Genomic DNA, 17,877 nt, shown 5'->3' on the forward strand with positions numbered 1-17,877 from the left:
CTCTGCGCGGCTAAGAAGCCGTAACAGCAAATGCACCCCGGCCGCCGACCACCGGCAGGTTGAACGAGCTGCCGTGCAGGTTGAGCGTCAGCTTCGTGCCCGCCGCCGGGCGGACGGTGAAGTCACGATCGCTGGAGAGCACCATCAGGCCGAGCCGGTTGCCGGCCGGTACGACGACGTCCTTCGGCTGCAGGTCGAAGTCGACCCGGTCGGTCGCGCCGATGCGGATCGGGGACTCGGTCCAGTCCGAGTCGGCGTTGGCGGGATCGGCCCAGCCTCGGGTCAGGATCGTGGCCGCGCCGTTGGGGGCATAGCTGACCAGCGCCACGGACAGGTTCGCCCGGGCCGTGCTGAAGGCGACCTTGAGTGAGACCGTCGGGGTTCCGCTGATCCGGACCGGCTTGGTCAGCGGCTCGGTCTGGTAGATCAGCCGCTCGGGCGACGCGGCGGCATTGGCCGAGGTCAGCGGAGCGATCGCGGCGTTGTCGACGAGCGTCTCGCGGATGCTGCCGTCCTTGCCGGTGGTGAGACCGCCGCGGGTGTTGCCGCCTGGGGTGAAGCGGAGGTTGACGTCGGAGGTGCCGGGATCGGGCCATTCGGCGTACGGCGTCGGGTTGGCGGTGCCGCAGACCAGGTTCACAACGGTGCCGTTAGCAACCTTCTGGCCGTTGCCGGTCGCAACGGCTGTGGACAGCACCAGGTGGGTGGCGTCGGGGATGTTGGAGATCAGCCGGGTGGTGCTGGTGATCGTCCCGTTGGCGTTGGTCTGCGGGACGGTCAGCGTGAAGCCGATCCGGAACGCGCTGGTGTCCGCGACCGTCAAGGTGGTGGTGTTCGCCTGGTCACCGGTCACCACGCTCTGCCGCGCCGGGCAGGCGGCCGGTTCGCGGACCACCCAGGACCGGGGGAGTTGCTCGACACCGTTCTGTACGCCGTACAGGTAGCGGGTGAACCAATAGTTGATCAGCACGTCCGGCGGCGCGCCGCCGTGGCCGCCCTGGTGGAAGTAGAACATGTGCGGCACGCCCTGCTGCTTGAGCGCTTCGTAGAACTGGACCGCGTTCTTGGTCATCACGTTGAAGTCGTTGTTGCCATGCGCAACCAGTGAGGCGGCGTGCACGTTGCGCACGTCCTTCAGGTAGTTGCGTTCCTGCCAGAAGTCGCTGCGATCGCCGGTGGCCCGGTCCTGGTTCGCCTTCAGCTCGTCCAGGATCGGCTGGCAGATCGTCCGGGTCGTCGTCTCGTCCAGCCGCGAGTACACCGCGTCGGCCAGGACGTCGAGGTCCTCGCCCTGGAATCCACCCGGCGCGCGGACCATGCCGTTGGCGCGGTAGTAGTCGTACCAGTCCGAGATCGCCGAGATCGGGACGATCGCCTCCAGGCCCTCCACACCGGTGGTCGCGACCGCTTCGGGGATCGTGCCGTTGTACGACGTACCCATCATCCCGACCTTGCCGGTCGTCCAGGTCGCGACCGCGGGGGTGTTGCCGTCCCTGGTCGTGTACGCCGGTGCGCGGCCGTTGAGCCAGTCGATCACGGCCTTGCCGGCCAGCGTCTCGTTGCTGCCACCCGAGGTCGGGCAGCCGTCGGAGTGACCGGTACCAGGCGACTCCGCGTGGACCACGGCGAATCCGCGGGGCACCCAACGGGACTCGTAGACGGTGCTGATCACCGGGCTGGTGTTGGATCCGGCCTGGAACGGGGTCGCGACCCGGTCGGCCGGCGGCTGGCCGAGCGGGTGGTCGACCTCCCAGTTCGCCGCGTCGTTGAGGCCGGCGTAGTACGGGCTGTCCTCGAAGATGACCGGCACCTGCAGTCCGTCGGTCAGCACCTCGCCGGGAGCAGTGAAGTCGGCGTGGATCCGATCGGGCTTCCCGTCCCGGTCCGAGTCGAACGGCGCCTGCACCCAGACCTCGCCGCTGTACCAGTCGGCCGGTTTGGTCGAGAAGACATCCTGGGCCAGGCCGTTCACGAACGTCGGTCTCACACCCTGGGCCTGAGCAGTCACCGGTGGCGCGGCAAGCAGTGCCCCGGCCACCAGAGTGGCCGCCGCCGCGGCGCCGGTCACCCCACGAACACGTCGTCTCATTCGATCCACCTCACGCGTAGTCGTCGCCCCCGACCTGTGCTGCATCATCCGGTGGTGGCTCCGGCCGCGGCAATTAATTAACGGCCGCAAGCCGAGCACAAGGGAATTCCTTCGAGCCGGATGATGCAGCGCCCGTCGAGCCGACCCACGTCACGCCGCGTCGAGCGCCTCGGTGATCTTCCGGGTCATCTCCGTCATCGTCGGGCTGGGCGAGCTCTGGTGGGTCTGGGCGGCCTCGAGAGCGAGCCGGACCGTACTGCGGAAGTTCTCCGCCTCCGTCGGCGCCTCCTTCTCCAGCAGGCCTACCGCCTCGGTGAGAGCAGGCAGGACCTGGTCGGCCATCTCGGCGACGGTCTTGCCCGTCAGCTTGATCGCGCCGGACTTCTCCGACAGCACGTGCCCGACCAGACCGGTCGCGGACGACAGCGCGATGCTGCCGTGGGTGGCGATCTTGTGCGGCTTGCCCGCTCCGCCGGCGGCGGCGAGCAGCGAGACAGCGCCGTACGCGGCGGTCCGGATGGTGGCCTTGTCCTGGGTGGTGAGGGTGATGGTCATGCGTTTTCTCCTTGGGGATTTCAGTTGGATGCTGCGACGGTTTCGCGGACTGCCTCGGCGACTGCCCGGAAGTCCTTGCGGAGGATGTGCGAGTGGTTGCTCGGTACCTTGGCGGCGACCTTGAGGTGCGGGTTGCGGGACAGCACCGGGTCGAGTGAGGCGCGGGCCGCCTCCATCTCCTCCTCGCCGCCGCCGAGGTTCTTGCCGGTGGCAAGCACGTAGCGCAGTGGGCGGGTGACCCGGTCGAGGACCGGCTCCATCGCGGCGCCGATCGCGTTGACCTCGATGTTCGCCTCGGCGTGCTGGGCCGCGCTCATCCGGGCCGCCATCCCGAACGGCCGGGCCAGCGGGAGGATGAACCGCATCTTGTGGAAGAGCTTGCGGATCCGCTCCGCGCCTTCCTCGCCGGTGAGCCCGTACGGCATCCCGCCGTCGACACACACCACGCCCAGCGTGCGCTCCGGGTTCTGCTCGGCCCAGTGCGCGGCGAGCGTCGCGCCGTACGACCAGCCGACCAGCAGCGGCCGCTCGACGCCGGTCGCCTCGAGGACCGCGTCGATGTCCCGCAGGCCCGCCTCGAAGCTGTAGTCGGCCGACTGCTTCGACTTGCCACGGGCCCGTGCGTCGAAGGTGATGTGCCGGTACTCCGCACCGAGCGCGGCGATCACCGGCCGCCAGGGGCGCTGGTCGGCGTACGCGCCGTTGAGATAGACGACGGCCTGTCCGGTGCCGCCGGTGTCGGTCACTGCCAGTTCGGTGTCGTCCGTCGGCACCATCGTCTGTGTCATCGCAGTCTCCTAGGTCCTGTTGTTCAGGAATCTCTGAACAACAAGAACGCTACATTGCGTTCAGAGATCACGCAACATAGAAATCCGGAGCTTTCGCCTTGTTTTACGTCTGATCTGGCAATCCATTGCAATGATTATGGAGGTAAATGCAAAGGCGAAGGAAGCGATGCTTTGCAATGGCCTGAGAGTGAATGCATACTGGGCGCCGGACAGGCGACAGATGGGAGAACCGGTACCGATGCCCGGAGGCAGACTCACCACGCAGGACCGTCAGCAGATCGCTGCCGGGCTGGCCGAGGGACTCGGCTACGCGGAGATCGGCCGCCGGCTGGACCGGCCGGCCTCGACCATCATGCGAGAGGTCACCCGTAACGGCGGCCCCGACGACTACGTCGCCGACCAGGCAGACCAGGCCACTCGTACCCGCGCACGCCGCCCCAACCAGGTGCAACCCACGGCGCCGCCGATCCCCGACGACGCCTACGGACGCGACGCTCACGCAGTACAGGACTTCACGGACTCGTTCACCGATCTCCTGGTGCAGCAAGGCCTGCCGCGGATGGAGGCCCGGGTGCTGTCCTGCCTGCACCTCACCGACTCCGGCGCCCTCAGCGCCGCCGACCTGGTCCAACGCCTCCGCGTCAGCCCAGCCTCCGTCTCACACGCCGTCGCCTTCCTCGAACAACAAGGAATGCTGGTCCGCGAACGCCTGCCCGGAGAACGCCGCGAGCGCTACCTCATCGACGACGAGATCTGGCTCCGCAACCTGCTCGCCTCGGTCCAGATGAACAACGCCCTGATGGCAGCCTCCCGCCGCGCCGTCGACATCCTCGGCCCCGACACTCCCGCCGGCGCCCGGTTCGAGTCCTCCGCCCAACTGCTGCACTTCGTCAGCGAGGGCCTCAACCAAGCGATGGAGAACTGGCGAGCGCACCTAGCTGCCCGCGAATCAAACTGACTGGCTTCCCGCGCGGAGTCAGGCGCCTGCTCGGTGGAGGCGGTCTTCGGCTTGGTCGAGTACTTCGGTGAGGGCGACTGGCGGGCTGTCCCAGAGGAACTCGCCGCGGGCGTTGTGGAGGGCGGGCCAGAGGCTGGCGGCCCAGGCGAGTTCTGTTTCCTCGGGGGTGAAGGTGCGGGCGCGTGCATCTTGGTACGCCGCGAGGAAGGTCTCGGAGCTCTGGATCGGTGCCAGGGTTGGGGTTTCGGCGCTGGCGAACGCGCCGCTGGCGGCGCCGACCAGTGCGGCTTCGGGGAGCCAGGCGATGCTGTCCCAGTCGTGTACCGCGCGCGGGCCGGCGGTGGTCCAGCGGAGGTTCTGGGTTTCCCAGTCCGCGTGGCCGAGGACGCGTGGGAGGTGGCTCGGCTTGGTGAGCCGGGTGCGGGTGCGGCTCGCGATTTCCACCAGCAGAGGCGGGAGGTGGGTTGCGCGGGGGCGGTTGTCGTGGCGGGGGTTGGGTGGCCAGCTGCCGGGGCCGGTGTGGTCCCAGTTGACCCATTCGGGGTTCGGGAGCGGTGGCTTGAGCGGTAGGGCTTCGATGATCGTGCCGAGTTGCGCGTAGAGCCTGGCGAACTGCTCGGCGATCGCGGGGGTGTCTCCGCGCAGCACGTTGCCGTCCGGGCGCCATTGCTCGGCGTGTACTGCGAGGTCGTCGAGGTAGGTCACGTTGGTCAGAGGCCGGGCGCAGGGGAAGCCGGCGTCGGCCGCGTGCCGCTGTACTGCGACGCAGGTCTGCGCCCGACGGGTCGGGTCGGCTCTCGATTTGATCACCACGTGCCGCCCGTCATCCAGGCGGATGCCCAGTACTTCGGACATCTGCGAGGTGGCCATCAGGCGCTCGATCGGTGTGGCGCCAAGCTCCTGCTGACACCAGAGGACCAGCCAGCGCTCGAACTCGGAAGCCACCACGCTGCGACCATAGCTGAGCCATTTAAAGTAGCCCAGGTGGAAAGCACAGCACCATCGCCTGGTGGGGTGCGGACAACCGCCGAACTAGGCGCCCGCCTGCGTGCACTCCAGGTCTGGTCGGGCCTCTCCTACCGAGAGATCCACCGCCGCGTACTCCGGTCGAGACAAGAGCGTGGCATCGCCGAGCTTCCCGCGTTCAACACCACCTACCGGTGTCTCTCGCCGGGCAGGACGAGACTCGACGTGGAGTTGGTCGTCGACATCGCGAGAGCGGTGCTCGGGAGTGAGTCGCGGGCAGCGGAGTGGCGGCAGGCGCATCAGGTGGTGTCGGGGCTGGCGGCTGACGCGTCGGTGGTGCATGTCGGGGATCGGGTGGAGTCGGAGGGGGACTCGTTCGTCGGGCGGGCTTCGGCGGTGACGGCCGCGACGGCCGCGTTGCCGCGATTTCGACGCGTACGCCGGTGCCGCGCTGGCCGGCTCGCCGGTCGAGCAGGCGCGTGACCAATTGGCCCAGCTCGTGCAGATGAACCTCCTCGAGGAGCACGGGACGGGGCGGTTCGAGCTGCACGACCTGATCCGCCTGCTGGCCTCCGACCAGGCACGAGACGAAGACCCCGCCTCAGTACGCCGTACTGCGCTCGACGGCCTCTTCGACTTCTACCGCGCAACCGCCGCGACCGCCGCAACGGCGTACGCGCCGCATGACCAGGAGCGGATCGAGCTGACCCAGCAAGCCGGACTGTCGGAACTGCGGTTCGCCGACCGCGACGAAGGGCGCGCCTGGCTCGACCGGGAACGACCCAACCTGCTCGCCACCGCGCTCCATGCGGCCGATCACGGGCGGCCGGAGTACGCGATCGCGTTGTCGGCGGTGCTGATGTACTACCTCGGTACGGCGAGCCTGTTCGCCGGCGCGGAGGTGTTGCACCAGACCGCGATCCGGTGCGCGCGCTCCGATCACGAACGTGGTCGCTCGTACAACAACCTGGGCGGGCTGTACTGGCGACTCGGCCAGTACGCCGACGGGCGCGCGGCGTACCAGCAGGCGTTGAGGTTCGCCCGGCTGGCGGGCAACCGGGTCGGCGAGGCGAGCGGTCTGTCGAATGTTGCTCTGGGCCACTATCGACTGGGTGACTACGAAGCTGCGGTTGTCTGTCAGCGCGAGGCTTGCGGCCTGTTCGAGGCCGAGGGCAACCTCAGTGGGATGACCACGGCGCTGGCCGGGCAGGGCTGGGCGGAGTTGCGGCTCAACCGGCCCGATGCGGCGCTGGTGTTGTTCGAGCAGGGTCTGGCGATCAGCCGGAAGTTGGGCGTCGACACCTTCGAGGAGGCGTTCGCGCTCAACAACCTGGCGGTCGCGCACGAGGTGCTCGGCCGCGCGGACGAGGCGTGGCGCGAGTACGAGCAAGCGCTGGAGCTGTCGCGCCGGCTCTCCTGGGTCAACGGCGAGAGCGACAACCTGAACGGGCTCGGCCGGATGCATCTCGCGGCCGGCCAGGTCGACGAGGCGCTCACGCATCACCTGCAGGCGCTCGACCTGGCCGTCCGGCTCGGCAGCAAACCGTTCACCATCGAGGTCCGCAACGACTACGCCCACGCCCTCCAGGCAGCGGGCCGAACCACCGAAGCGGTGGAGCAGCACCGCACCGCCCTGGAGGACGCGGAACGCATCGAAGACCGCTACGAACAAGCCCGCGCGTCAGCCGGCCTGACCAGGATCGGGGTCGGCAACCCACTGGTCGTCCGTGCCCGGGTCCCGGAACTCGAACGAACTCGAACTGCTCCCCGGCTAACCTGAGCGCATGAGTAGCAACGGGCAGGTGGCCATTCTCGGCGCCGGTGTGATGGGTGAGACGTTGTTGTCCGGGCTGTTGCGAGCCGGCCGGCGACCGGACGAGCTGCTGATCACCGAGCGGCGCGAGGAGCGCGCGACCGAGCTGCGCGAGCGGTACGGCGTGGATGTGGTGACGAACGTGGAGGCGGCCGCCAAGGCGGACACGCTGGTGCTGGTGGTCAAGCCGCAGGACATGCCCGAGCTGCTGGCCGAGATCGCGCCGGAGGTCCGCGCGTCCCAGACGATCGTCTCGCTGGCGGCCGGCATCACCACCAGCTTCGTCGAGTCGCGGCTGCCCGACGGCGTCGCGGTGGTCCGGGTGATGCCGAACACGCCGGCTCTGGTGGACGAGGGGATGGCGGCGATCTCCCGCGGCGCGCACTGCGACGAGAGCCACCTGGTGCTGGCCGAAGGGCTGCTGTCCGCGACCGGCAAGGTGATCCGGGTCCCGGAGAAGCAGCAGGACGCGGTGACCGCGATCTCCGGCTCGGGTCCGGCGTACATTTTCTTCGTGGTCGAGTCGATGATCGAGGCGGGCGTGCACATGGGGCTGCCTCGCTCGACGGCCACCGACCTGGTCGTCCAGACCGTGGTCGGGTCGGCCAAGCTGCTGCGCGAGACCGGCGAGCACCCGACCGTACTGCGGGAGCGCGTCACCTCCCCGGGCGGTACGACGGCCGCCGCGGTCCGCGAGCTCGAGGACCACAAGGTCCGGGCCGCTTTCCTGTCGGCCATCGAGGCCGCCCGCAACAGGTCCCGGGCCCTTGCCGCCGAGTAAGCCGGGCGAGCAGGTTCCGCAGACGCCCGCCCGCGTCCCCCCGGTACCGATCGAAGCTGTTCCACCCCTGCCCTGGTCACCAAAACTGGCCTACGACGTGTCCCGTGAACCGTTCTGGGTCGTCTTCGCGTTGCTCGTCGTCCTCAAAGTGGTCGATCTGCTCGAGGGCGACGACGGCGGCTGGCTGCACTGGGTCGACGGCCCGGTCGCTGTCGCTCTGCTCTGGTACGAGCTGGGCCGGGCGATCGAGCGGTTGACGATCCACGACGACGAGTTGGTGCTCAGAGGAACGCTGCTGCGCCGCCGCTACAGCTGGAAGGCGGTCGACGGCGTCGAGCGGCACGGCCGGAAGAAGGTGACCGTCGACCTCGGTCACCGCGGCAAGCGGACCTTCAAGTACGACGGCGAGAACGGCCGCCCGCCGGCCGATCAGGTGGCCGGCGTGATCGAACGCAAGCGCGGTTACAACACCTCGGCGTTGACCAGTTACCGGGTGTCGTTATCCTGGGGCGCCGCGGTCTTCCTGCCCGCGGTTGCGGCGGTCGTCGCCGCGACCGCCTGGGCTTGGATCAAGGGGTAAGTCGATGTCGGGTCAGCTACTTGACGCTGAGGGGTCTAGGGTCCCGCCCATGGAAAATCGTTCGAGCGGCACCGATGACGCTGCCGCGCGCCCCGGTACCGACTCCGCGAGCCCTCGGTCGGCCGGTCCGGAAGCACTGCCCTGGCGGGTCCCGCTGGACCCCGCGCCCTGGTGGGCCTGGCTCCTGTTCGTGCTCCCGTTCGTCGCCGTACCGGCGCTGAACTCCTGGCTCTGGATGGGCGCCCGCGACTTCCTCGCGGTCGGCCTGTTCACCGCCATCGGCGCCTCGGTGGTCCGGATCGCCGGCGGCGTCGTGCTGTACCGGGTCGAGGTCACCGCGACCGCGCTGAAGGCCCGCACCAGCATGCTGGTCCGCAGCCTCGCCTGGCAGGACGTCGACGACATCGAGATCGTCGACGGCTCGATCGTCCTGGCCAGCGGCAAGGACGAGAACGAGATCAACGGCATCGCCGCCGGCCGGACCGAGCATGCCGCCGCCGTCATCCAGGCGGCCCGCGACGCCGCCAGCGACAAGCCGGTACGCCGTACCCGCCCGCGCCCCGGCATCGGCGCCATCTTCGTCCTCGCGTACCTCGTTCTGGCGGTCGGAGCCTTCCTGCTCCGCTGGCACCTCGTCTAACCCCGAGCAGCCCAAGGCCCTTCGCCAGTGAGCTTCTCAGGCGTCACCCGCGCGATCACCGCGGTCTCGGAGTACCGGTTCTCGAACGGGTAGTCCTTGCCGAGATACCGCTGCGCCTGCAGGTCCATCAGCTCGGTCCACTCGGCGCCGATCCCCGGACCGGTCAGCTCCGCGCGCCCACGGATCACCAGGTACTGCGTCAGCCCGCGCGCGCTCGGCTGGTCGTCCTCGATCACCAGCGTCACCCGCGGATCGCGGCGCAGGTTGCCCGCCTTGCGCTGGTAGCCCTCCATCCCGATCAGCACCTGGTCGCCGTCGCGCTGCGCCCAGACCAGTGACGCCTGCGGCGAGCCGTCCGCGTCGACGGTGACGAGCACGATGTGGTTACCGGTCTCGAAGAGCCGGTGAGTGCTTTGCGGTAAGGAGATCATGCTGCTGACGGTAAACAGCGCAACGGGAACCCCTGAGTACCCTTGGATCCGTGGATGGAATCGGTGACGTCTTCCTCGCGGACTGTCCGGCCCGGCTGGCGGTCGAGGTGATCGCCGACAAGTGGGCAGTGGTGGTGATCTACGGCCTCAGCGAAGGACCGCGGCGGCACGGCGAGCTGGTGACGCTGATCGGCGGGATCTCGAAGAAGGTTCTCACCCAGACCCTGCGCCGGCTGCAGGCCAACGGGCTGGTGACCAGGCAGGACTACGGCGGCGTACCGCCCCGGGTCGACTACGACCTGACCGAGCTCGGCCGCACGCTGATGGAGCCGATCCGGATGCTGACCACCTGGGCCGCCGTCAACGGGGACGCCGTGCTCGCCGCGCAGGAGAGTGCATAAAGTCAGGTCCATGGACATCTCTCTGTGGCCGAGTGCCGCGCGGACCTGGCAGGAAGTGCTCGACGGCGCGGAGTACGCCGAGCGAACGGGCTGGCACGGCGTCTGGGTGGCCGACCACTTCATGGTGAACGGCGACGACCTGTCGCTGCCGATGAACGAGTGTCTCGCGCTGCTCGCCGGACTGGCGGTCAAGACCGAGCGGGTGCGGCTCGGCTCGATGGTGCTCGGCAACACCTACCGGCATCCGGCCGTGGTCGCCAACCAGGCGGCGACGATCGACCAGCTGAGCGGCGGCCGGTTCGTGCTCGGGATCGGCGCGGGCTGGCAGCGCAACGAGCACGAGGCCTACGGGATCGACCTGCCGCCGGTGAAGGAGCTGCTGGCCCGCTTCGAGGAGGCCTGCCAGGTCTTCACCGGGCTGCTCACCCAGGACCGGACCGACTTCGACGGCAAGTACTATCAGCTCACCGACGCCCCGCTGGAGCCGAAACCGGCCAAGCTGCCGATCCTGATCGGCGCCGCCGGCGAGAAGGTTGCCCTGGGCATCGTTGCGCAGTACGCGGACGAGTGGAACCACTGGGGCCTGCCGGAACTCGCGCAGCACAAGGGCGAGGTGTTCCGCGCGCACTGCGAGAAGATCGGCCGCGACCCGTCGACGGTCCGGCGCTCGACCCAGGCGATGATCGAGGTGATCGTGCCGGGCGACACCGAGGCCGAGGCGCGGCGCGATCGCCTGACCGCGGCCGGCCGCCCGACGATCATGGGCTCGGCGGAGTACGTGCTCGATGTGGTCGCGCGCTATCCCGATGCCGGGATCGACGAGTTCCTGGTCAACGACGGCCAGCTGGGCACGGGCTCGCGCCGCTTCGACGCGCTGGAGCGACTGCGGGAAGAGGTCTTCAACAAGCTCTAGAGCTCGAGGGTCGCCACTACCGGCCAGTGATCGCTGGGCAGCCGGCCGTCCGGCCGGTAGTGCGAAACTTCAGCGTCGACGACCCGCCAGCTCTTGCCGATCAGGATGTGGTCGATGCGCTCGTGATCCGTCGCGCCACCGAAATCGTGGAACGTCCCACCAGCCGACGCCGGTACTGCGTCCAGCCAGCCCGCGTCGAGCAGCACCTGCAGCGGCGCCGACCCCGGCTCGACATTCAGGTCGCCGACCAGCACCCAGTGCCGATCGGGCTCAGCCGCCGTCCACCGGTCGAGCAGCTTGGACGACTCGACCCGCGCGACCTCGCCCATGTGGTCGTAATGAGTGTTCGCGATCCCGGCCAGCGTCCCATCGGCGTGCTTCAGCCGGGCCAACGTGGCGATCCGGGTCAGGTCGGCATCCCAGCCGACCGACCCCGGAACCGTCGGCTCGGCGGACAACCAACGGGTCTCCGCGGACTCCACCTGCCAGTCGCCTGGCCGGACCATCACCACCGAATGCTCGCCCGCGTGAGCGCCGTCGTCCCGCCCGGCCCCGACGATCTCGTACTCCGCGAACCTCTCGCGCAGATACTCGAGCTGGTCGGGCAGCACCTCCTGCAACCCGACCACATCGGCCGCCAGCGCCTCGATCGCAGCCGCGGCCGCCTCGCGACGCAGTACCCAGGAGTTGTTGCCGTCGGCCGCGGAGGAGTTGCGGATGTTGAACGTCGCCACTCGAAGCTTCACGCCATCGATCCTGCCAAACCCATCGCGACGGTGGCGGCCCGGAGTCGCGGGGCGCTCGCCTCGATCGCCCGGTCCCGGCCCTTCGCCAGCATCTGATCGAGCGCGGCCGGGTCGGTCACCAGCCGCGCGTACTCCTTCTGCAACGGTTCGATGATCGCCAGGACGGCATCGGCGACATCGGTCTTCAACGCGCCGTACGTAGAGTAGCCGGTCGCCAGCTCCACCGGATCGCCGTCGGTGCAGGCGGCCAGGATCTCCAACAGGTTGGTGATTCCGGGCTTGCCCGCCTCGTCGTGACGCACCTCGCCGTCGGAGTCCGTGACCGCCCGCATCACCTGCCGCCGGATCACGTCCGGCGGGTCGAGCAGCCGGATCGTGCCGACCGCGTTGTCCTCGTCGGACTTGCTCATCTTGGCGGTCGGGTTCTGCAGGTCCTTGATCCGCATCGCCAGCGCGGCCTTCTGCAGTTGCGGTACGACGAACGTCTCGCCGTACTCCCGGTTGAACCGGATCGCGATGTCCCTGGCCAGCTCGACGTGCTGGTCCTGGTCGCCGCCGACCGGGACGCGATCCGTGCCGTAGAGCAGGATGTCGGCGGCCATCAGACAGGGGTAGGTGAACAGCGAGGCGCGGGTCATCGGTTTGCCGCGGCCCTTCTCCTTGTACTGGATCATCCGGGACAGCTCCCCGACGTACGAGGTGCACTCGAGCAGGTACGCGAGCTGGGTGTGCGCCGGGACGTCGGACTGCACGAACACCGTCCCCGGTGGCAGGCCGGCGGCGAGCATCAGCGTCGCCATCTCGCGGGTCAGCGCGAGCAGCCGGCGGGGATCGTGCCTGGTCGTCATCGCGTGCTGGTTCGCGACGAAGTAGAAGCCGTCGGGATCGGTGAACCGCCGCAGCGCGCCGAGGTGGTTGCCGAGGGTGAGCCGGCCGGACGGGGTGATACCGGAGAGCGAGGTCATGTCAGGTCCTTCGTCGATCGGGCCTCACCGGTCGACGGGCAAACAAAAAGGCCGCCTCGGTGAGACGGCCTGTTGGCAGCGTGTGAACGCTGGGGGTCCGCCTAGGCGGCCCACCAGTCCTGCAAAGTCAACTGACGCGCGGTGTTCACGGAATCAGAATAACCGCATCCTGGTCACTGAGCGCAAGCCCGCCGATCGAACGCAGGCCCGTACCGCGGCTGCGGGCTAAGGTCGGGGGCATGAGCGGTGAGGCGATGCTGGTCTTCGACGAGGGTCTGACGGCGTACGACTTCGGCCACGGGCACCCGATGAGTCCGATCCGGGTGGATCTGACCATCCGGCTGGCGCGTGCCCTCGGCGTACTGGATCAGCTGAAGGTGGTCCCGGCGCCGGTGGCCGACGATGCGCTGCTGCGGACCGTGCACAGCGCGGAGTACATCGCGGCGGTGAAACGGGCCGGGCTGAATCCCGACGAGCCGGATCCGGACCACGGTCTGGGCACCGACGACACGTACTGCTTCCCGCGGATGCACGAGGCGTCGGCGCACGTGGTCGGCGCTTCCGTCGAGGCGGCCCGGGCGGTCTGGGAGGGCGACGTGCTGCACGCCGCCAACATCTCCGGCGGACTGCACCACGCGATGCCCTCGACCGCTAGTGGCTTCTGCGTCTACAACGACCCGGCCGTCGCGATCCAGTGGCTGCTCGACCACGGCGCCGAGCGAGTCGCGTACGTCGATGTCGACGTGCATCACGGCGACGGTGTGCAGACGGTGTTCTACAACGACCCGCGAGTGCTGACCGTGAGCCTGCACGAGTCGCCGACCACGCTGTTCCCGGGCACCGGTTCGGCGGGGGAGACCGGTGGGCCGGATGCGCTGGGCTCCGCGGTGAACATCCCGCTGCCGCCCGGCACCGGGGACGCGGGCTGGCTGCGGGCGTTCCACGCGATCGTGCCGGACGTGCTGAAGGCGTTCCGCCCGTCGGTGCTCGTCACCCAGCACGGATGCGACTCCCACGTGGAGGACCCGCTGGCGCACCTGACCAAGACGATCGACGGCCAGCGAGCGGCGTACCTGGCCCTGCACGACCTGGCCCACGAGATCTGCGGCGGCAAGTGGGTCGCGACCGGTGGCGGCGGCTACGCGATCATCGACGTCGTTCCGCGCGCCTGGACGCATCTGCTGGCGATCGTGGCCGGTCAGCCGATCGATCCGGCGACCGCGGTACCGGAGTCGTGGCGTGAGGACGTGAACCGGCTCTATGGGCGGATCGCGCCGTCGCGGATGACGGACGGCCGGACCCCGGAGTACGTCGACTGGTCGACCGGCTACAACCCCGACACCTGGCTGGACCGGTCGATCAAGGCGACCCGGGACGTCAGTTTCCCGCTGCTGGGACTGGATCCGACGTACTGAATGTCAGTCGTTTGAAACTAATTCGAGACTGAACCATCCAGTCACACCAGACACCCCCTTTCCCATTCGCACCAACAGCCACTACGCTCGGTTCATGCACGGGCGGAGGTGCCGGAGGGGAAGCCGGCGCACGACCCGTGCTGGAAGTGCGGTGCGTTATGGCATCAAAGAAGTCCGGTGGTGAGTCGCCGCTCGCCGAGGTGAAGTTTCTGACCGTGGCAGAGGTTGCCACGGCCATGCGCGTGTCCAAGATGACGGTGTACCGCCTGGTGCACTCCGGCGAGCTGCCCGCGGTGCGGGTGGGTCGGTCGTTCCGGGTGTCTGAGGATGCCGTGCACGACTACCTCAAGGGCGCGTTCTACCAAGCCGGGTAACCACGAGAAGCGAAAGCGGCCGGACCTCCCTCACGGGAACCGGCCGCTTCGCCTTGCCTGCTGTCACATTCCAGCCCTCCCGAAACTGTCGGTGGCCGGTGCTTGAGTAGAGCCCAGTGAGGAAGCTGGGAGGCGGTTGGCATGAAGGTACGGGTGGAGCGGGACCTGCTGGTGGAGTCGGTGGCGTGGGTGGGGCGGAGTCTGCCCAGCCGGCCCAGTGTGCCGATTCTGGCGGGGTTGCTGATGGAGGCGTCCGAGGGGGAGCTGACGCTGTCGGGGTTCGACTACGAGACCTCGCACCGGGTCACGTTGCCGGCCCAGGTGGCCGATCCCGGGCGATGCCTGGTCTCGGGGCGGCTGGTGGCAGACATCGTCAAGAGCCTGCCGCACCAGGCGATCGACTTCAGCGTCGACGGCGCCAAGGCCGTGCTGGTGTGCGGGACGTCGCGCTTCGTCCTGCAGACGCTGCCGGTGGGTGAGTACCCGGCGCTGCCGGAGCAACCGCCGAGCAGTGGGGCGATCCGCAGCGACGTGTTCGCGCGAGCGGTCGCGCAGGTCGCGGGATCGGCCAGTCGTGACGACACGATGCCGGTCTTCACCGGCGTGCGGATGGAGATCGAGGGGCCGACCATCACGCTGCTCGCCACCGACCGGTACCGGCTGGCCGTGCGCGAGCTGGAGTGGGAGCCCGACGAGCCGGAGGCGTCGGCCACGACGCTGATCCCGGCTCGCGTCCTCTCCGAGACCGCCAGGGCGATGACGGGGTCGACCCTCACCCTGTCCCTCGATCGGGACGCGGCGGGCGGAGACGGGCTGGCCGGCTTCGCCGGGGAGGTGTCCGGGGGCTCTCGGTGGACGACGACCAGGCTGCTGGACGGCAGCTTCCCGAAGGTGCGCAACCTGATGCCGGCCGAGGACGCGATCGAGACCCGGGTCCGGATCGGTACGGCGACGCTGGTCGAGGCGGTCAAACGCGTTGCCCTGGTGGCGGAGCGCAATGCGCCGGTGCGGATCACCTTCACCGCGGAGGGCGCCACCCTCGACGCGGGCAACGGCGACGAAGCCCAAGCCTCCGAGACGATCGAGACCCAGCTGACCGGCGAACCGGTCACGGTCGGCTTCAACCCGACGTACCTGCTGGACGGCCTGCACGCGATCGGTACGCCGGTGGCGCATCTCGCCTTCACCCAACCGACCAAGCCGGCCGAGCTGACCGGCGCCACCGACCTGGAGGAAGCGCCGTTGACCAACTTCCGCTACATCCTGATGCCGGTCCGGCTGCACAACAGCTGAGCCGCTGCTGACGAGCGGTCCAGGTTGCTGGAACTGACACCTGTGGACAGTCCGAGGCGCTGGCTAGGGTTGATGGATGACGCTGTTGGCGGAGTACGAGGACGACGGCTACCTGCCGGAGTTCGGCACGCTGACGGTGCGCGATGTCCACGGCCACTTCGTCGATGCCGGGCTCCTGGAGGAGCACGGCACGGATGCACAGCCTTGCGGGACCGTCGCCCGGACCGGCAGCGGTTGGCTCCAAGCAGCCTCTGGTGATCTGCCGTGCCTGGTGGGGTTGCGAGCCTATGACGGACCGCCGGTCGCGGACGGAGCACTGGACCAGGACGGAGTACCGCAGTGGGCCGACCTGGTCGAGCTGCCGTACCGCAGCGACAGTGGCTCGATCTCATTGACCACGGTGACGGGCTTTGCGGTCGAGGAACACGTTCACCTGGGCGAGCCAGGGCTGTATCGGGTCCGTGTCACGCATCGGGAACTGAGGCAATCCGGTGCCGGGACGGAACTGGAGGCCGAGGAGGCAGCGGCCGCGCGGCTGTCGAGCCTTTGGCAGTTGGACTTCTGGCCGGTCGGTGAACTGGAGCCACCGCGCTGGTTCCGCCGGCATCAGCCGGCGGTGCCTACCGGGGATCCGGGCTGGGGCTACCTGCTCGGGTACGCGACAGCCGGGATCGTGGTCGACCTCGGGTACGTCGGGCAAGGCGACGAAGGCACGTCGCTCGAGGAGCTGAGCCGGTGGGCAACAGAGCACTCCTGGGGCGAGAACTGGCTGGATCAGCCGCTGACCGCGGACGACCATGGGTTCGCGCTGATGACCGTCGCCGAGGCCGCCGAGCAACTCGGCCGGCCGGAGCCGACCACCCGGCGGATGCTCCCGCCGTTGTTCACGGCGCTCGGCTGTCTGACCTTCGACGGCAACCGCTACCGCCAGGCGCCTGCTCCGCCGTTGCCCCAGCAGGTCTTGCAGCTTTCCGCCGAAGTACTGGCCAAGCTCGAGGTGTACCAGAGCATGAGCAAGTACACCTCGTTCACGTCCGACCTGATGACGCTGGCCTTGTGGGGCGGCGCGAAGCAGACCACGATCGCGACGCTGGCGGAGCGCACCCTCGCCGAGGAGGACGACGTCCGCGGGGCGCTGGGCGACGGAGTACTGCGTGAGCTTTTGCGGATCACCGGCGACTTGGCGGGGGAGTTCACCGTGACCGTGCTCCCGGCCAGATCCTATTGACTGCTGCTCGGCGTCAGGCCCAGATGGCGTGGCTGACCGCGATGCCGAGGTAGGCGGCTCCCAAGCCCGCCAGGACGCTGGCCGTCACGTTGGCGAGGGCAGCGAGCTTCGCGTTCTTCTCGTACAGACGCAGCGTCTCGTAGGAGAAAGTGGAATAGGTAGTGAGGGCGCCGCAGAAGCCGGTACCGACCAGAAGCTGCACCCACTGCGGCGCATTGCCCGCGATGGTGGCACCGGTGACGAACCCCAGAATCACCGATCCGACGACGTTGACGGTGAACGTGCCCCACGGAAAACCACTGTCGTGGCGGGCTTGCACAGCTCGGTCGATCAAGTAGCGCAGCGGAGCCCCGACCACAGCGCCCGCGATCACCAGCAGCAGCCTCATCGCCGGGTCCTCCTGACCGCCGCGCGCGTCACCGCGGTGCCGGTCCAAACCGCGACCATCGCGCCGACGACGGTTGCCAGCAGATAGCTCAGTGCCGTGACCGGATGACCATTCGCGATGAGCTGCTGGATGTCGACGGCGTACGTCGAGAAGGTGGTGAACCCACCCAGAATCCCGGTCCCCACGAACGGCCGCAGCAGCCGCTGCCCACTCCACACCTCAGCGACCAGCACCATCAGCACGCCGATCGTCGCGCAGCCGAGCACGTTGATCGACATAGTGGCCCAGGGCAACGATCCGGATGGTGTCGGCCAGGCGAGCCCGAACAGGTAGCGTGCGCCGGCGCCGATCGCTCCACCCAGAGCGATGACCCCGAGGACGGCCGCGTCGCCACGCCCCAGCAGCTTGCTTCGCACTCCAGCACGGTAATCGACCGGGGAGCTGACCAGCGCCCTGACCCGGCCGACCGCGCAACGGAGTACTCGGCATCCAGCTCGCGATCACCACGGACGGTGAGCGGCCTGCCGTGAAACTGATCACGGCCTACGCGCAC

Annotated in this window: 21 protein-coding genes; 12 read left to right on the forward strand and 9 right to left on the reverse strand. The window is 68.8% G+C overall.

Annotated features, from left to right (window positions below; genetic code table 11):
• Positions 1 to 10 precede the first annotated feature (10 nt).
• From AB0P21_RS15755 to AB0P21_RS15765, 3 genes are all read right to left on the reverse strand, one after another.
• Positions 11 to 2,089 carry a Xaa-Pro dipeptidyl-peptidase gene (locus AB0P21_RS15755; RefSeq protein WP_363697183.1) on the reverse strand — a complete coding sequence of 693 codons (2,079 nt, stop codon included), beginning with the start codon at positions 2,087 to 2,089 and terminating at the stop codon, positions 11 to 13.
• A 150-nt stretch (positions 2,090 to 2,239) separates the two neighbouring features.
• A complete protein-coding gene (locus tag AB0P21_RS15760; RefSeq protein WP_363697185.1) occupies positions 2,240 to 2,644 on the reverse strand; it encodes a hypothetical protein in 405 nt (134 codons plus the stop codon).
• A 20-nt stretch (positions 2,645 to 2,664) separates the two neighbouring features.
• The gene (locus AB0P21_RS15765; protein WP_363697187.1) at positions 2,665 to 3,432 is read right to left on the reverse strand and encodes an alpha/beta hydrolase; all 768 of its coding nucleotides are present in this window, start codon (positions 3,430 to 3,432) and stop codon (positions 2,665 to 2,667) included.
• Positions 3,433 to 3,670: 238 nt separating this feature from the next.
• On the opposite strand from AB0P21_RS15765, the gene AB0P21_RS15770 reads away from it, so the two are divergent.
• The gene (locus AB0P21_RS15770) at positions 3,671 to 4,390 is read left to right on the forward strand and encodes a helix-turn-helix domain-containing protein (protein WP_363697189.1); all 720 of its coding nucleotides are present in this window, start codon (positions 3,671 to 3,673) and stop codon (positions 4,388 to 4,390) included.
• Between the two features lie 18 nt (positions 4,391 to 4,408).
• Here the strand turns inward: AB0P21_RS15770 and AB0P21_RS15775 are convergent, their stop codons facing one another.
• Positions 4,409 to 5,338, reverse strand: a complete 930-nt coding sequence (locus AB0P21_RS15775; protein WP_363697190.1) for a phosphotransferase — start codon at positions 5,336 to 5,338, stop codon at positions 4,409 to 4,411.
• A gap of 36 nt (positions 5,339 to 5,374) precedes the next feature.
• On the opposite strand from AB0P21_RS15775, the gene AB0P21_RS15780 reads away from it, so the two are divergent.
• The 5 genes from AB0P21_RS15780 (at position 5,375) to AB0P21_RS15800 (ending at position 9,170) form a co-directional block, all read left to right on the forward strand.
• Complete coding sequence (locus AB0P21_RS15780) at positions 5,375 to 5,839, forward strand: hypothetical protein (RefSeq protein WP_363697192.1); 465 nt, start codon at positions 5,375 to 5,377, stop codon at positions 5,837 to 5,839.
• A gap of 22 nt (positions 5,840 to 5,861) precedes the next feature.
• Complete coding sequence (locus tag AB0P21_RS15785) at positions 5,862 to 7,136, forward strand: tetratricopeptide repeat protein (RefSeq protein WP_363697193.1); 1,275 nt, start codon at positions 5,862 to 5,864, stop codon at positions 7,134 to 7,136.
• Positions 7,137 to 7,140: 4 nt separating this feature from the next.
• Positions 7,141 to 7,950, forward strand: a complete 810-nt coding sequence (proC, locus tag AB0P21_RS15790; protein WP_363697195.1) for a pyrroline-5-carboxylate reductase — start codon at positions 7,141 to 7,143, stop codon at positions 7,948 to 7,950.
• 97 nt (positions 7,951 to 8,047) lie between these two features.
• Entirely contained in the window at positions 8,048 to 8,530 is a 483-nt protein-coding gene (locus AB0P21_RS15795; protein ID WP_363697197.1) for a hypothetical protein, read from the forward strand.
• 49 nt (positions 8,531 to 8,579) lie between these two features.
• Positions 8,580 to 9,170 (forward strand): hypothetical protein, encoded by a 591-nt coding sequence (locus tag AB0P21_RS15800; RefSeq protein WP_363697199.1) that lies wholly within the window; start codon positions 8,580 to 8,582, stop codon positions 9,168 to 9,170.
• Here AB0P21_RS15800 and AB0P21_RS15805 read toward each other — a convergent pair.
• A complete protein-coding gene (locus AB0P21_RS15805; protein WP_363697200.1) occupies positions 9,167 to 9,601 on the reverse strand; it encodes a TIGR03618 family F420-dependent PPOX class oxidoreductase in 435 nt (144 codons plus the stop codon). The two genes, AB0P21_RS15800 and AB0P21_RS15805, sit on opposite strands and share 4 nt — an antisense overlap.
• Positions 9,602 to 9,651: 50 nt before the next feature.
• On the opposite strand from AB0P21_RS15805, the gene AB0P21_RS15810 reads away from it, so the two are divergent.
• Together AB0P21_RS15810 and AB0P21_RS15815 are read left to right on the forward strand one after the other, a co-directional pair.
• The gene (locus AB0P21_RS15810) at positions 9,652 to 10,002 is read left to right on the forward strand and encodes a helix-turn-helix domain-containing protein (RefSeq protein ID WP_363697202.1); all 351 of its coding nucleotides are present in this window, start codon (positions 9,652 to 9,654) and stop codon (positions 10,000 to 10,002) included.
• A gap of 10 nt (positions 10,003 to 10,012) precedes the next feature.
• Entirely contained in the window at positions 10,013 to 10,915 is a 903-nt protein-coding gene (locus tag AB0P21_RS15815; protein ID WP_363697204.1) for a TIGR03560 family F420-dependent LLM class oxidoreductase, read from the forward strand.
• Here AB0P21_RS15815 and AB0P21_RS15820 read toward each other — a convergent pair.
• Positions 10,912 to 11,661 carry an endonuclease/exonuclease/phosphatase family protein gene (locus AB0P21_RS15820; protein ID WP_363697206.1) on the reverse strand — a complete coding sequence of 250 codons (750 nt, stop codon included), beginning with the start codon at positions 11,659 to 11,661 and terminating at the stop codon, positions 10,912 to 10,914. The genes AB0P21_RS15815 and AB0P21_RS15820 overlap by 4 nt on opposite strands.
• A complete protein-coding gene (gene trpS, locus AB0P21_RS15825) occupies positions 11,658 to 12,626 on the reverse strand; it encodes a tryptophan--tRNA ligase (protein WP_363697208.1) in 969 nt (322 codons plus the stop codon). Before trpS ends, AB0P21_RS15820 begins: the two co-directional genes overlap by 4 nt.
• Positions 12,627 to 12,865: 239 nt before the next feature.
• Between trpS and AB0P21_RS15830 the strand changes: the two genes are divergently transcribed.
• From AB0P21_RS15830 to AB0P21_RS15845, 4 genes are all read left to right on the forward strand, one after another.
• Entirely contained in the window at positions 12,866 to 14,041 is a 1,176-nt protein-coding gene (locus AB0P21_RS15830; RefSeq protein ID WP_363697209.1) for an acetoin utilization protein AcuC, read from the forward strand.
• Between the two features lie 158 nt (positions 14,042 to 14,199).
• Complete coding sequence (locus tag AB0P21_RS15835; RefSeq protein WP_020388010.1) at positions 14,200 to 14,415, forward strand: helix-turn-helix domain-containing protein; 216 nt, start codon at positions 14,200 to 14,202, stop codon at positions 14,413 to 14,415.
• 141 nt (positions 14,416 to 14,556) lie between these two features.
• Positions 14,557 to 15,708 (forward strand): DNA polymerase III subunit beta, encoded by a 1,152-nt coding sequence (gene dnaN / locus AB0P21_RS15840; RefSeq protein ID WP_363697210.1) that lies wholly within the window; start codon positions 14,557 to 14,559, stop codon positions 15,706 to 15,708.
• A gap of 76 nt (positions 15,709 to 15,784) precedes the next feature.
• On the forward strand, positions 15,785 to 16,936 hold the full coding sequence (locus AB0P21_RS15845) for a DUF6042 family protein (RefSeq protein ID WP_363697212.1): 1,152 nt from the start codon (positions 15,785 to 15,787) through the stop codon (positions 16,934 to 16,936).
• A gap of 13 nt (positions 16,937 to 16,949) precedes the next feature.
• Here the strand turns inward: AB0P21_RS15845 and crcB (AB0P21_RS15850) are convergent, their stop codons facing one another.
• Complete coding sequence (crcB, locus tag AB0P21_RS15850; protein WP_363697214.1) at positions 16,950 to 17,324, reverse strand: fluoride efflux transporter CrcB; 375 nt, start codon at positions 17,322 to 17,324, stop codon at positions 16,950 to 16,952.
• On the reverse strand, positions 17,321 to 17,740 hold the full coding sequence (crcB, locus tag AB0P21_RS15855) for a fluoride efflux transporter CrcB (RefSeq protein WP_363697215.1): 420 nt from the start codon (positions 17,738 to 17,740) through the stop codon (positions 17,321 to 17,323). The genes crcB (AB0P21_RS15850) and crcB (AB0P21_RS15855) overlap by 4 nt, the downstream gene beginning before the upstream one ends.
• Between the last annotated feature and the right edge of the window lie 137 nt (positions 17,741 to 17,877).

The sequence above is a fragment of the Kribbella sp. NPDC056861 genome, assembly GCF_040687575.1.
GTDB lineage: Bacteria > Actinomycetota > Actinomycetes > Propionibacteriales > Kribbellaceae > Kribbella.

Excerpts from the sequence above, each read along its gene's own strand:
- AB0P21_RS15755 (WP_363697183.1), bottom strand. The coding sequence starts at position 2,089 with ATGAGACGACGTGTTCGTGGGGTGACCGGCGCCGCGGCGGCGGCCACT.
- AB0P21_RS15760 (WP_363697185.1), bottom strand. The coding sequence starts at position 2,644 with ATGACCATCACCCTCACCACCCAGGACAAGGCCACCATCCGGACCGCC.
- AB0P21_RS15765 (WP_363697187.1), bottom strand. The coding sequence starts at position 3,432 with ATGACACAGACGATGGTGCCGACGGACGACACCGAACTGGCAGTGACC.
- AB0P21_RS15770 (WP_363697189.1), top strand. The coding sequence starts at position 3,671 with ATGCCCGGAGGCAGACTCACCACGCAGGACCGTCAGCAGATCGCTGCC.
- AB0P21_RS15785 (WP_363697193.1), top strand. The coding sequence starts at position 5,862 with ATGAACCTCCTCGAGGAGCACGGGACGGGGCGGTTCGAGCTGCACGAC.
- proC (WP_363697195.1), top strand. The coding sequence starts at position 7,141 with ATGAGTAGCAACGGGCAGGTGGCCATTCTCGGCGCCGGTGTGATGGGT.
- AB0P21_RS15800 (WP_363697199.1), top strand. The coding sequence starts at position 8,580 with ATGGAAAATCGTTCGAGCGGCACCGATGACGCTGCCGCGCGCCCCGGT.
- AB0P21_RS15805 (WP_363697200.1), bottom strand. The coding sequence starts at position 9,601 with ATGATCTCCTTACCGCAAAGCACTCACCGGCTCTTCGAGACCGGTAAC.
- AB0P21_RS15815 (WP_363697204.1), top strand. The coding sequence starts at position 10,013 with ATGGACATCTCTCTGTGGCCGAGTGCCGCGCGGACCTGGCAGGAAGTG.
- trpS (WP_363697208.1), bottom strand. The coding sequence starts at position 12,626 with ATGACCTCGCTCTCCGGTATCACCCCGTCCGGCCGGCTCACCCTCGGC.
- AB0P21_RS15830 (WP_363697209.1), top strand. The coding sequence starts at position 12,866 with ATGAGCGGTGAGGCGATGCTGGTCTTCGACGAGGGTCTGACGGCGTAC.
- AB0P21_RS15835 (WP_020388010.1), top strand. The coding sequence starts at position 14,200 with ATGGCATCAAAGAAGTCCGGTGGTGAGTCGCCGCTCGCCGAGGTGAAG.
- dnaN (WP_363697210.1), top strand. The coding sequence starts at position 14,557 with ATGAAGGTACGGGTGGAGCGGGACCTGCTGGTGGAGTCGGTGGCGTGG.
- AB0P21_RS15845 (WP_363697212.1), top strand. The coding sequence starts at position 15,785 with ATGACGCTGTTGGCGGAGTACGAGGACGACGGCTACCTGCCGGAGTTC.
- crcB (WP_363697214.1), bottom strand. The coding sequence starts at position 17,324 with ATGAGGCTGCTGCTGGTGATCGCGGGCGCTGTGGTCGGGGCTCCGCTG.